The organism is Bacillus sp. SW14, assembly GCF_047608225.1.
Lineage (GTDB): Bacteria > Bacillota > Bacilli > Bacillales > Bacillaceae > Bacillus > Bacillus subtilis_G.
In genome coordinates, this window is sequence record NZ_JBLKRW010000001.1 from 969,907 (window position 1) to 983,286 (window position 13,380).

The following is a 13,380-nucleotide window of genomic DNA, read 5'->3' on the forward strand; positions in this document are numbered from 1 at the left end:
TCCCCCTTTCAATCCTTTAAAACAATTTCGATAAGGCTTTTTAATTTTGATTTTCCTTCTGCTGTCAGAAGCCTGTCCTTAAAAAATAGTGGATCATTAGAATCTAATAAATGATCAAGTTTCAATCGTTCGTCTCTAACTCGTAGCAATGACCGTTGCTCAAGCTTTTTGGGTAATTTCTGCATATGCTCAATAATATCTTCTGTTTTTCTACTTTGCATAGTTATATTTAAATTCATATATCCTGCTGCTTTCATCAAACCCTCGTATGGAACTTCTAACCTTTTTGAAGCTTTATTAATACTTCAATTGATGGTTTATCACGTTTCCACCTTTTTTTAACACAAAACAGTCTAGGACAAGATGTTAAACGACCTTATTATTCATTTTTATCCATATAATAGTAAAATAACAAAAAATACGGCTTGTTTTAGGTGAACAAAGCTACATCAATCATCAATAATTCAGTTTTAACAATCAGCACACCTGTCATGAGGAGAAGGTCGTACTGCTGATGAAAATATAAGATAGTTGAACCTTTGGAATCGCTTATGGTGTGATTTCAAGGGTTTTGTTTGTTCTTTGTTCTTTGGGATTGGTATGAGAGTTGTTGGTTTTAGCGGTTTGAAGTTGTTTGTGGAAACAGAAATGACTTTGAATAGGGGATGTATTTTTGTGTTGATGGTTTAACTATTTGGCAAAAGAGTGAAGTAAAAACAGGGATTCCATAATAGTTTCTGTAGGCTTTTTCAAAACTGATAATATGAAATATAATAATATTTCATATTATCGTTTGACGAAACAAATTTGATGTGGTTTAATATGTAATATAGAAATATTTCAAAAAATAACATCTGTAGTTTTGGAGGTGATTTATTTGGAGAAAAGAGGATTAAAAGAGTTCGTAACATTCGTCCCAGGTATAAATCCAACAAGGGCACAAAAACAGTCTGGTACTCAAGTAATAAATTATTATGACCAGCTGTCTTTTGAAGCTGATTATAATCATGAGGACGTAGTAGTTGAAGATGAGTCAAAATCTTCATCTCAAAATAACCTATCATTAAATGAAGGTGATGTTGTTATCAGTAACTCATTACAGCTTGCAACAATGGTCGGTAAAAATAATGTTGGTAAAGTGTTGTCCCTCAACTTCACAAAAATAGAGTTTGATAGCGAACAACTTGATAAGAGATATTTTCTTTTCTTGTTTAATGCTTACAAAGATGTGAAGCGACAAAAAGAAAGGGAGTTACAGGGGAGTGGCCCTGTTTTAAGAATTCCACTTCGTGCTCTTGGGGAAATTATCGTTCCTGTTGCTCCGATCGAGGAACAGAAGAAAATGGGCGCTATATACGTAGAAACACTGAAGCTACAAAATAAGTTAAATAAGTACGCAGACTTGATTGAGCAGTTTACGAGCACAATAATAGAAGAAACATTAAAGGGGAAATAATCAAATGAAAAGTCAATCGGAATTAGAATTTGAAAATGAAGTTATCGATTATTTGACCAATATCGGTGGAGTAAAACAATGGGAATACAAAAAGGACATCAAAACAACCGAACAACTCTGGGATAACTTTAAAATAATCCTAGAACAAAACAATCGTGCTCGTTTAGATGAACCATTGTCTGTCACTGAATTTAACCAGGTGAAGAAAATCATCACTAGCATCGAATCACCTTACCATGCCGGACAGTTTTTGCATGGTGTTAATGGTGTTTCTGAAATTGAAGTTGACCTTGACAATGGTAAGCATGTATTTTTGACAGTATTTGACCAAGCTCAAGTTGGGGGTGGAAACACTGTTTATCAAGTGGTGAATCAAATTAAACGGCCAAAAGTTATTGATGGTAAGCCTAACCGTCGATTTGACGTGACGTTGCTTATTAATGGTTTGCCAATTATTCAAATCGAATTAAAGAAAGCACTTCACAGCACTACAGAATCCTTAAACCAGATGGAACAGTATATTGCTGAAAAACAATATAGCGGTATCTTTTCAACCTTACAGATTTTAATCGCGATGACAAAGTTTGATATTCGGTACATGGCAAATACCCCACTCCAGAGCTTTAACCGAGCTTTTGCTTTCAACTGGCAAAACGAAGATGATGCTCGCCCTATTCGTTCATGGAAGACGTTTGCGGATAAAGTGTTGTCCATTCCAATGGCTCATGATTTGGCAACACGTTACATGGTACTTGATGGTACAAAAAACAAAGAAAGTATCAAAGTCATGCGTCCTTATCAAGTCTATGCAACAAAGCGTGTGCTTGATAAAGTTAGAAAGTTTGACTACAAATATGATGATGGTAAATTGGGATATATTTGGCACACGACAGGTTCAGGTAAAACAATCACAAGTTTTAAGACAGCGTGGCTTGCAAGCCGTCTATCTAATGTAGATAAAGTTATCTTCTTGGTTGACCGGATCGCGCTTACCAACCAAACAGCTGATGCCTATAAAGCCTATGATCCTGTTGCGGGTTTTGAAGGGAAAACTGGTGTGGTGGGTGACACAGCCAATATCTCAGACCTCCATCGCAAACTAACGAAGAAAAGCGATAAGAATATCATTGTGACAAGTATCCAAAAGATGTCGCGTTATGTAGCGCGGGACAGCTTCAAGCCACTTAATGAAAATATTCTTTTTATCGTGGATGAAGCCCACCGTTCAACTGGCGACGGTACTGAAAATGAAGGTATGCTCGAAACAATCCGAAAAGCTATTCCTAATTCTGCTTGGGTTGGTTATACCGGTACACCAAAATTCCCTGAAACACGAGAAATCTTTGGGGAACACCTACATGCATATACCATTAAAGAAGCGATTGCGGATAAAAACGTCTTAGGGTTTAACGTTGAATTCAAGGAAACGATTGAGGCTCCCGAAGATCCAACCGAAGATGATATCGACGATAATGTTCGGGGTAGTGTTTACGACTATAGCCCAGAACATGTGAACTTAGTAGTTAAAGACATCTTCGATAACTGGAAGAAACGTTCAAATGACCGTAAGTATAATGCCTTGTTTACAGTCCACGTTGGTGGTAATAAAGCAAGTACACCAAGAGCGATGGAATACTTCGATAAGTTTGCGGAAGAGAATGCGAATCGTCCAGCAGATAAACGACTAAAAGTTGCGGTGAGTTTCTCGGCGGATACATCCAATAGTATTCATCAACTGAAAACGAACGAAAATTTGCACAGAGCCATCAAAGCCTATAACGCAATGTTTGGCACAGCATTTGATATGACGACAGTTAAAGCCTACACAGAAGACTTAGCACGACGTTTGAACAAGACATCTGATGATGGAAATTATTTAGATTTGGTCATCGTTGTGGATCAACTTTTGACCGGTTTTGATGCTCCTGAGATGAATACGCTCTATATTGATCGAACGCTTAAGGGTGGGAACTTAATTCAGGCATACTCACGTACAAACAGAATGCATAACCTTGTGGATAAGCCTTGGGGAAATGTTGTGAACTATCGTTGGCCAGAGCAAAACGAGTATGAAATGAATAAGGCTTTTGCTATCTATTCAAATCGTGCATCTGCCGACGAACAGCTTTCACTTGAAGAATTGAAGAAAGGCAACGAAGAGTCTGGTATCACTTCCAAACCATTTAGCAAGGTTCAAGCTGAGATGCAAGAAGTCATCAAGAAGCTTTCAACGCACACAGACGATTTTGTACAATTACCACCAAGTGAAAGAGCACAGGATGAAGTTTTTGAGAATCTGAAAGAGTATAATCGCTTGTTGAGTCAGTTGAAACAATATACCGAAGACGATGACAAGAATCCTATTTCCGCCTATGATAATCCTGAAGAGTTCTATGAACGTCTAGGTATTACTGAAGAACAGGAAGTCATTTTAACAACTGTAATCGCCGGTGAGTTGAAAGAACGACGTGCGAAGAGAGAAGACATTGATATTTCGCAAGTCAATCTCTCTATGGTTCATATTCACGATGTTACCATCAACTATGATTATTTGATTGATTTGATCGCCCGGATGGCTGACGAAGTTCACGCGAACGAAATGTCGAAAGCGGAAATTACACGTGATGATATCCATGTTGAAATCGCCAAGTCTGACAATGAAAAAGAAAAATCTAAGATGCGCAACTTTGTATCTAAGATTTTCACGAAAGAGTTTGAATTTGATCATTATCCAGCACCTCGAAGTGTTGAAAAAATGAATCGAGCGATGGACAAAGCGCAAAAAGATACGAATATTCAACTTGTAACGAATTTTATCCGCACTTGGGGGCTTGACAACAGCATAAAGCCTAAGGAACTTGAAAAGTTAATTAAAAAACACCGTTTAGGTCAAGAGGATATGGATAAACAAGGTGAGTTAACCGCAATCATGAATGACGCAAAAGCTGATTATAAAGATATTGCATCTGAAAAGATTGCAGCATTAACTTGGGTACGATATCGCATTGAATTCCGTAGGGCATTTTACGAAATGGCTGACGAAATTAAGAAGGGAGAATAGTCAAGTGGTAAAATTATGCAGACTACAAAAAGGAGATCAGGAATGAGCGATAAAATATCAAAATCACCTCAAATCAGATTCGCAGGATTTACAGATAATTGGGAACAGGTCAAAATAAAAGATTGCTTTACAGAAAGGTCTGAACGTTCTATTGAAGGGGAATTGATTTCTGTAACTATAAATTCTGGTGTTATAAAAGCATCAGACTTAGACAGAAAAGATAATTCTAGTTCGGATAAGTCAAACTATAAAGTTGTAAAAGTTGGAGATATTGCGTATAACTCTATGCGTATGTGGCAGGGGGCAAGTGGTTTTTCTCCGTATGATGGTATTTTGAGTCCAGCATATACTGTTATCACACCGAAAGAAAATAGTAATTCAAAATTCTTTGCTTACAACTTTAAAAGGCATGAAATGATTTGGACTTTCCAAATAAACTCACAAGGGCTTACTTCTGATACATGGAATTTGAAGTTCCCTGCTTTAAGTTCCATAAAAATGGCTGTACCTAGCTATGAGGAGCAGACTAAAATAGCACACTTTTTTGAAAAACTAGACCAGCAAATTGCACTTCATCAGCGTAAGTTGGAACTGCTGAAGGATACGAAAAAGAGTCTACTTCAAAAAATGTTTCCAAAAGATGGAGCCAATGTTCCTGAAATTCGATTTGCGGGATTTACTGATGCTTGGGAACAGCGGAAGGTTGGAGAATTCCTTACAGAAAGCAAAATTAAAGGTTCAGATGGATCAATAGCTAAAAAACTTACAGTAAAACTTTGGCGAAAAGGCATTGTTCCAAAAGAAGAAATATATCAAGGAAGTTCTGCTACTCAATACTATGTGAGAAAATCTGGCCAGTTCATGTACGGAAAACTTGATTTCTTAAACCAAGCTTTCGGTATCGTTCCGCCAGAGTTAGATGGCTACGAATCAACACTAGATTCTCCGGCCTTTGATTTTCGAGACGGAATAAATTCTAGATTCTTTCTAGAATATATTTCCTTAAAACGGTTTTATAAGTATCAGGGGAATATAGCGAATGGCTCTAGAAAAGCGAAACGTATCCATGCTGAGACATTTTTCGAAATGCCCATTCCAGTTCCTAGCTATGATGAACAGCAAACAATCGGTTTATTTTTCGAACAGTTAGATACTACTATCACCCTTCATCAGCGTGAGTTAATTTCGCTTAAAAATTTGAAAAAATCACTACTTAAACAAATGTTTATATAAGAAAAGGAGATCACACAAATGAGTAATGCAACAGATATTACCTCAAAGCTATGGGGAATGGCTAACAAACTGCGTGGGACAATGGATGCAAGTGAGTACAAGAACTATATTTTGCCATTTATGTTTTATCGCTACTTATCAGAAAATCAAGATGAATACTTGCAAGTCAATGGTCTGGAAGAATTCTACGTCGTGACAGATGACACTGAAAAAGAAGATTACCTTGAAGAAATCAGTAAAGGTATCGGATATGCGATTGACCCAGCCTACACTTGGGACAAAATTGTATCAAAAATTGAAAATCACAAAATCAAAGCTAGTGACTTCCAAGACATGTTTGACTCATTCAATACAAATGCCAAACGTAACGCAGTCGCAGAATCGGACTTTGCTAATGTATTTTCAGATATTAACCTTGGGGATACACGTCTAGGTTCAAGTACAAACGAACGTGCAAAGGCTTTGAATGATATCGTGTTGATGATTAACGAGTTCACTTTCAAAGACGATTCAGGACATGATATTTTGGGTGACGTGTACGAGTATTTGATTGGGCAATTTGCTGCCAATGCTGGTAAAAAAGGTGGGGAATTCTATACACCCCATCAAGTTAGTCAAATCCTAGCAAAAATTGTCACGAATGATGCAGATGGTACTGGCGGTCAATTTCGTGTTTATGACCCTACAATGGGCTCAGGTTCACTTCTTTTAACAGTCCAAAAAGAATTACCAAATGGTGATGAAGAAGGAAGCGTTGAGTTTTACGGGCAAGAGTTGAATACGACGACTTATAACTTAGCTCGCATGAACTTGATGATGCATGGGGTAAATTATCGCAATATGGAGTTGAAACGCGCAGACACACTTGATGCTGACTGGCCATTTGCTGAAAAAGATGGCACACAAATTCCTTTGAAGTTTGACGCAGTCGTATCAAACCCCCCATATTCCCATAAATGGGATACAAAAGACGTTGATCGAGAAAAAGACACACGTTTCAAGGGTTATGGTGTAGCACCTGCATCTAAGGCTGATTATGCCTTTGTTCTTCATGGACTTTATCATTTAGATAAAGCAGGAACAATGGCTATCGTGTTGCCGCATGGGGTACTCTTCCGAGGTGCCTCTGAAGGTAAAATCCGCAAAAATATTATCGACAATAATCTATTAGATACTGTTATTGGATTGCCAGCTAACTTGTTTTATGGCACAAGCATCCCAACCTGTGTGCTGGTATTCAAAGGTCGTGAAGCTCGCAAGAGTAAAGATATTTTGTTTATCGATGCTTCAAATGAGTTTAAAAAAGGAAAGAACCAAAACAAACTCTCTCCTGAAAACATCGACAAAATTATCGAAACTTACCGTAACCGTAAAGACGTTGAGAAATATGCTCATGTGGCATCTTTGGATGAAATCAAAGAAAATGATTACAATTTGAATATTCCACGTTATGTGGATACGTTTGAAGAAGAAGAAGTTATTCCACTTTCACAAGTGGCTCAAGAGTTGACAGAAGTAAAAGCAGATATTACGAATTCATATGACAAATTGTTTGGGCTTTTGAACGAGTTGAACGGGACAACCGATGAAGCCAAAGAAGAACTGAGTAAATTTATCAGTCTTTTAGGTAAATAATATTGTTAGAAAAGAGCTAAGAAGGATTTAAACCTTGACTCTTTTCACAAACACTTGGGAACAGCGTAAGTTGGGGGACTTAGCTGATATTGTATGCGGCTTCAGCACATGCCAAATTCGTGCCAACTTGATATTATAATCCATTTTAAACCATTTGAAAGAAATAGCTATATATCAAAGGTTTAAGCGGTTTTGTTGTAAATCAGTCCATCCCATTTCGAGCAAATTTATATTAAGTTCGAAATGGAAGGTTCAATCGGTTAATTGTTTCATACAAAATGACGTGACTGTTTTCAGTCGCGTCATTTTTGTATGCAGAAGAAAAGCCGCAGGCCGAGGGGCCCGCGGTTTCTACTCTTCAGTCTCCTGATTGATGACTTGCTTTATAGATGTGCCGTTGTGATATCCATTGTTCATCTCTCGTAATTGATTATAAGCCGTGTCAAATTCCTCTTTTGACATCTGCTTAGCCGCTAATGCAGAGCATAAGATGGCAAAGGCGATCGGCATTGTATCAATATGGATGTCGATATGGACCTCTGAGTTGCCGCTATTTTTGATCACGGATTCATTAGCGGGCATGTCTTGAGCATGTCTGTTAATAGGAATAATATTTTCGTTCATTACTCTTCCTCGTCTTGTGACTGCGCTTGTGCCTGATCCTGATCAGTATTCACGTTGACCACGACTTTTGCATTACCGCTGTTTTGGACGTTTGCGACAGCTGCATCACGTCTGTTTTCCTCATTTTCATGACGATTTTCGCTCATAGTATCATCCTTTCTCTATTGATAGTGACAGGATATTCGATAGGAGGGTAAAGAGATTGGACGGACTTCGCGGTTTTTCCCCATTAGGGCAAAAGGTCGAAGGAAAGCACTCGATTTGGTAAAATGAATAGACATTATAATAGAAAAGGTGTTTGCATATGAAATCGTACATCATCGTCGGCGCAGGGATTCTCGGCGCGTCGGCTGCTTATCATCTTGTCAAATTGGGTGCCCGGGTCACGGTGATTGACCGGAAGGAACCTGGACAAGCGACTGATGCGGCGGCCGGGATCGTCTGTCCTTGGCTCTCACAGCGCCGCAATCAGGATTGGTATCGGCTTGCTAAGGGAGGAGCACGTTACTATAAAGATTTAATCCATCAATTGGAGGAAGACGGAGAAACGGACACAGGATATAAGCGTGTCGGTGCCATCAGTATTCATACTGATGCGTCAAAGCTTGATAAGATGGAGGAGCGGGCGTATAAGAGACGGGAGGATGCGCCGGAGATCGGCGGCATTACCCGCTTGTCCGCAAGTGAAACGAAAAAGCTGTTTCCGCTTTTAGCTGATGGCTATGAATCGGTTCATATCAGCGGTGCCGCCCGTGTGAACGGGAGAGCGCTGTGCCGGTCACTTTTAAGCGCTGCAGAGAAACGCGGCGCAAAGATCATCAAAGGAAATGCGTCCCTGCTTTTTGAAAACGGAACGGTCGCCGGCGTGCAAACAGACACACAGCAGTTTGCGGCTGACGCTGTGATTGTGGCGGCGGGGGCATGGGCCAATGAATTGATGAAGCCTCTGGGCATTTATTTTCAAGTGTCCTTTCAGAAAGCGCAGATTATGCACTTTGAAATCCCGGGTGCCGATACCGGATCGTGGCCGGTGGTGATGCCGCCGAATGATCAGTATATTCTTTCGTTTGAGGACGGAAGAATTGTAGCAGGCGCCACCCATGAAAATGAGGCCGATCTAGATGATCTGCGTGTAACAGCCGGAGGACAGCATGAAGTCTTAAGCAAAGCGCTTGCAGTAGCGCCGGGCCTTGCTGACAGTACTACTACGGAAACAAGAGTGGGCTTCAGGCCGTTTACACCGGGATTTCTCCCGGTTGTCGGCGCTGTGCCGGATGTTCAAGGGCTTTACGCCGCTAACGGTTTAGGGGCCTCGGGATTAACGATGGGACCGTTCTTGGGTTCAGAGCTCGCAAAGCTAGTTCTCGGAAAGCAGACAGAAATAGACCTTAGCCCTTATAATCCAGCCGGAGCGTTGCATAATAAGTAAAAGCATAACAAACAAATCGTATAAAGCTGTTCTAGCTTTTCTTTTCTGTCTGTGTTAGCATTTATCTTTAATGAAGAAGAGGACGTGAACTGATTTTGATAAAAATTGATATACCCGCACCGAATGTCACCATCACCGAACGACAGCAGTCAGCTAATGATAACGAGCCGAAAATAAAGGCGATTTACGGATTCATCGACTTTCACCAGATACCAAGGGATAAAGGCGGCATCTTCATGTTTTATAACATTCACGATGAGCTGCTTTTTGTCGGCAAGGCTAGAAAGTTAAGACAAAGAATCAAAAAACATTTTGAAGACACTGTATCACCAATTAAAAAGCACAGAGACGAAGTATATAAAATTGAAGTATGTGTCGTCGAAGAACCTATGGATAGAGAAATTTACGAAACGTATATCATCAATACACAGCACTCGAAGTACAATATAGACAAGGTATTTTTTAAATAAGACGTCAGTCTGCGGATTGCACAGCGAAGCCAGAGCTTATGTTAAGTTCTGGCTTTTGATTTGGACATTTTTCCATAGTATATCTAATTAAATTATTGAGAAATTTCAGAAAATAATATTGACAATCCTAACTCCGGACTTTAATATAACAATATATAATGTTATATAACGTTATATAATAAAAATAGGGAGTGAAGGATTTGAGTCAGGCCACAGCAAAAGTAAATCGTGAGGTTCAAGCTTTCTTGCAGGATTTGAAAGGGAAAACCATTGACCATGTATTTTTTGTCGCATGCGGAGGCTCTTCGGCCATTATGTATCCGAGTAAATATGTGTTTGACAGAGAGTCAAAATCAATCAACTCCGACCTTTACAGCTCGAACGAATTTATTCAACGCAACCCCGTTCAGCTTGGTGAAAAGTCTCTTGTTATTTTGTGTTCACACTCGGGAAATACCTCGGAAACGGTCAAAGCCGCTGCGTTTGCGAGGGGCAAGGGCGCACTTACGATTGCGATGACGCATGAGCCGGAGTCTCCTTTAGCGCAGGAAGCGCAATATGTTGCCCAGTACGAATGGGGTGATGAGGCGCTGGCGATCAATACGAACTATGGCGTTCTGTACCAAATCGTTTTCGGCACTCTGCAAGTATTGGAAAACAATACGACATTTGAACAAGCAATTGAAGGCTTAGATCAATTACAGGCTGTGTATGATGAAGCCCTGAAGCAGGAAGCCGACAACGCGCAGCAATTCGCAAAAGAACATGAAAAAGAAAGCATTATTTATACAATGGCAAGCGGTGCAAACTACGGTGTCGCTTACTCCTACAGCATCTGCATTCTCATGGAAATGCAATGGATTCATTCCCACGCCATTCATGCCGGAGAATATTTTCACGGACCGTTTGAAATTATTGATGAATCCGTGCCGTTTATCATCCTTCTCGGTTTAGATGAAACAAGGCCTCTTGAAGAGCGGGCGCTTACCTTCTCGAAAAAGTATGGCAAAAAGCTCACTGTGCTTGATGCCGCATCTTACGATTTCACTGCAATTGACGATTCAGTTAAAGGCTATCTTGCGCCGCTCGTTCTCAACCGTGTGCTGAGAAGCTATGCGGACGCGCTGGCAGAGGCGAGACATCATCCTTTATCTCATAGAAGATACATGTGGAAAGTTGAGTATTGATCTGAACATGCGGAACCATTATGCATTAGACTATAATGTTATATAACATTATAGTCTAATGTCCAGAGGAGGCCAACCTTTTGAAGAAAATGTTGTTGTTTTTGATCATTGCAGCTGTCAGTATGCTCACCATTGCGGGCTGTTCGAGCCAGGGCAGTTCAGCGGACGGAAAGGTGACATTGAAATTTTTCCACAGATGGCCGAAGGAGCCGGAAAAAAGTTATTTTGAAGAGGTTGTGAAGGCATTTGAAAAAGAACACCCGGATATCGACATACAAATTGAAGCGGTTTTGAATGACTCCTATAAAGACAAAATCAAGGTTATGCTGGGAACCACCAGCCCTCCTGACATTTACTTCTCTTGGAGTGACGAGTTTGCTTTTAAATTCATCAGAGGCAATAAGGCACTTGATCTTTCGTCCTACTACAAAAACGATACAGATTGGTCATCACAGCTCGTTCATTCGCAAGTTACACCATTTACTTATGAAAACAAGCAATATGGCGTGCCATGGCAAATGGACGCTAAATCATTCTTCTATAATAAAGACATTTTTCAAAAGCTGAACCTTGATCCCCCGAAGACATGGGATGAATTCATCGATGTGTCAAAGAAGCTGAAAGAAAATGGCTACACACCGATCAGCTTCGGAACAAAGGCGACTTGGACAATCTCGCACTATATCGGTACGCTCAATCAGCGGATGGTTGATGAAAAAACGCGAGAAAAGGACTATAACGCCAAAACGGGTGAATTTACTGATGAAGGCTATGTAAAAGCACTTGAAAAGCTTCAGGAGCTGATGCCTTACTTCAATAAACATGTAAACTCCGTTGACCACGAATATGTGAGACAGCAATTTAAGAGTGGAAAGTCGGCGATGATATATGCGGAAACAGCGGAAATCAAGCTGGTTGAACCGGTGAATCTGGGGATGTTCCCATTCCCTGATATCAGCGGGCAAAAAGGATCATCAGAAGCGTTAACGGGAGCGCCGGAAGGGTTCATGATTGCCTCGAAAACAAAACATCCGAAGGTAGCGGTGGCATTTTTGCAGTTTCTGACGTCGAAAAAAATGGGTGAAAAGCTCGTCAAAGACGCCGGCAAATACAGTGCGGTGCAAGGAACGGCTACTGAAGAAAATTCTACAGCCATTCAGCGTGAAGCGGTTCAGCAAATTGTTGATGCCAAATCAATGGTGCCATGGTTTGATATGGATGTTGATGTTGAAATCGCAGATGCGTACTTAACGAGCGTCCAGCAAATGCTCGGCGGCGACATGACACCGGAGCAGGTGATGAAAGCCGTTCAAAAAGCAGCGAAGCAAGTGAGGGTGTCAGCTGAATAAATCAAAGAGAAGGTGAAGCTTCGCACCTTTTCTTTTTATAAAGGAGATGAGATATCCTTGGTCAATCAGAATAAAATAATCCCCTATTTATTTTTGGTGCCTGCTCTCGTTTTTTTACTTTTCGTTTATATCCCGATTTTTGAGAATGTCTTTCTCAGCCTGTTTCAATGGAGCTCTTTTTCTCCGGAAAAAACGTTTATCGGATTGAAAAACTATGTTGAATTATTTCATGATCCTGTCTTCTATCAGGCACTTACCAACAATGTGCTTTACGCAGTGATTTCTATTGTATGCCAGGTATTTGGCGGTTTGATTTTGGCGGCAGTGCTTGAGGATAAGCTGGTCAGAAAATGGTCGCCGTTTTTTCGCACCGTTTTCTTTTTGCCGGTTGTCATCTCAATGACGGTGATCGCGCTTTTGTTTGATTTTATTTACAACCCTGAGACGGGGCTTTTGAATCAGCTGCTTCAGGCGGTCGGTCTTGATCAGCTGACGAGGGCTTGGCTCGGTGATAACAATACGGCTATGCTGTCTGTCATTTTTGTGTCTCAATGGCAATCTGTCGGTTATATTGCGATGCTGTACATTGTGTCGATTCAAAAAATACCGGATGAACTGTATGAAGCGGCGCGTCTTGACGGCGCGGGAAAAATTCAGCAGTTTTTTCACATTACCATTCCCCAGACGAAAGAGATGTCTTTTGTTGCGGTGGTCATGACGCTGACCGGCGCCTTCACGGTATTTAATGAACCGTACATATTGACAGGCGGCGGGCCGGGAAACGCTTCTGAAGTCTTAAGCACGTTTTTATATAAAAGCGCCTTTACAAAGGATATGATGGGCTATGCATCAGCGATTGCCACCGTGGTGTTAATCATTACACTCACATTGTCGCTCATGCAAATGAAGCTCTTTAAAACCGGGAAGGAGGAGTAA

At 40.5% G+C, this 13,380-nt stretch carries 12 protein-coding genes; 9 read left to right on the forward strand and 3 right to left on the reverse strand.

The window, feature by feature from the left end:
• Positions 1–8: 8 nt before the first annotated feature.
• Positions 9–257, reverse strand: coding sequence for a hypothetical protein (locus tag ACMX2I_RS04940; RefSeq protein ID WP_414956342.1), 249 nt, complete (start codon positions 255–257; stop codon positions 9–11).
• A gap of 611 nt (positions 258–868) precedes the next feature.
• On the opposite strand from ACMX2I_RS04940, the gene ACMX2I_RS04945 reads away from it, so the two are divergent.
• From ACMX2I_RS04945 to ACMX2I_RS04960, 4 genes are read left to right on the forward strand one after another with little or no spacing between them, the layout of a single operon-like run.
• Positions 869–1,456, forward strand: coding sequence for a restriction endonuclease subunit S (locus tag ACMX2I_RS04945; protein ID WP_414956343.1), 588 nt, complete (start codon positions 869–871; stop codon positions 1,454–1,456).
• A gap of 4 nt (positions 1,457–1,460) precedes the next feature.
• Positions 1,461–4,517: a type I restriction endonuclease subunit R gene (locus ACMX2I_RS04950; protein ID WP_414956344.1), complete on the forward strand. Its 3,057-nt coding sequence runs from the start codon at positions 1,461–1,463 to the stop codon at positions 4,515–4,517.
• Between the two features lie 42 nt (positions 4,518–4,559).
• Positions 4,560–5,750, forward strand: a complete 1,191-nt coding sequence (locus ACMX2I_RS04955; protein ID WP_414956345.1) for a restriction endonuclease subunit S — start codon at positions 4,560–4,562, stop codon at positions 5,748–5,750.
• An 18-nt stretch (positions 5,751–5,768) separates the two neighbouring features.
• Positions 5,769–7,385 carry a type I restriction-modification system subunit M gene (locus tag ACMX2I_RS04960; protein WP_414956346.1) on the forward strand — a complete coding sequence of 539 codons (1,617 nt, stop codon included), beginning with the start codon at positions 5,769–5,771 and terminating at the stop codon, positions 7,383–7,385.
• Positions 7,386–7,736: 351 nt separating this feature from the next.
• Here the strand turns inward: ACMX2I_RS04960 and ACMX2I_RS04965 are convergent, their stop codons facing one another.
• Both ACMX2I_RS04965 and ACMX2I_RS04970 read right to left on the reverse strand, forming a co-directional pair.
• Positions 7,737–8,009, reverse strand: a complete 273-nt coding sequence (locus ACMX2I_RS04965; RefSeq protein ID WP_414956347.1) for a hypothetical protein — start codon at positions 8,007–8,009, stop codon at positions 7,737–7,739.
• The gene (locus tag ACMX2I_RS04970) at positions 8,009–8,155 is read right to left on the reverse strand and encodes a spore protein (protein WP_394716369.1); all 147 of its coding nucleotides are present in this window, start codon (positions 8,153–8,155) and stop codon (positions 8,009–8,011) included. Before ACMX2I_RS04970 ends, ACMX2I_RS04965 begins: the two co-directional genes overlap by 1 nt.
• A gap of 158 nt (positions 8,156–8,313) precedes the next feature.
• Here ACMX2I_RS04970 and ACMX2I_RS04975 point away from each other — a divergent pair, with 158 nt between their 5' ends.
• From ACMX2I_RS04975 to ACMX2I_RS04995, 5 genes are all read left to right on the forward strand, one after another.
• Complete coding sequence (locus ACMX2I_RS04975) at positions 8,314–9,438, forward strand: NAD(P)/FAD-dependent oxidoreductase (protein ID WP_414956348.1); 1,125 nt, start codon at positions 8,314–8,316, stop codon at positions 9,436–9,438.
• Positions 9,439–9,533: 95 nt separating this feature from the next.
• The gene (locus ACMX2I_RS04980) at positions 9,534–9,908 is read left to right on the forward strand and encodes a nucleotide excision repair endonuclease (protein ID WP_087991059.1); all 375 of its coding nucleotides are present in this window, start codon (positions 9,534–9,536) and stop codon (positions 9,906–9,908) included.
• 200 nt (positions 9,909–10,108) lie between these two features.
• Positions 10,109–11,095, forward strand: coding sequence for a fructosamine deglycase FrlB (frlB, locus tag ACMX2I_RS04985; RefSeq protein ID WP_414956349.1), 987 nt, complete (start codon positions 10,109–10,111; stop codon positions 11,093–11,095).
• Between the two features lie 80 nt (positions 11,096–11,175).
• Positions 11,176–12,444: an ABC transporter substrate-binding protein gene (locus tag ACMX2I_RS04990; protein ID WP_414956350.1), complete on the forward strand. Its 1,269-nt coding sequence runs from the start codon at positions 11,176–11,178 to the stop codon at positions 12,442–12,444.
• A 57-nt stretch (positions 12,445–12,501) separates the two neighbouring features.
• Positions 12,502–13,380 carry a carbohydrate ABC transporter permease gene (locus tag ACMX2I_RS04995; RefSeq protein ID WP_087991056.1) on the forward strand — a complete coding sequence of 293 codons (879 nt, stop codon included), beginning with the start codon at positions 12,502–12,504 and terminating at the stop codon, positions 13,378–13,380.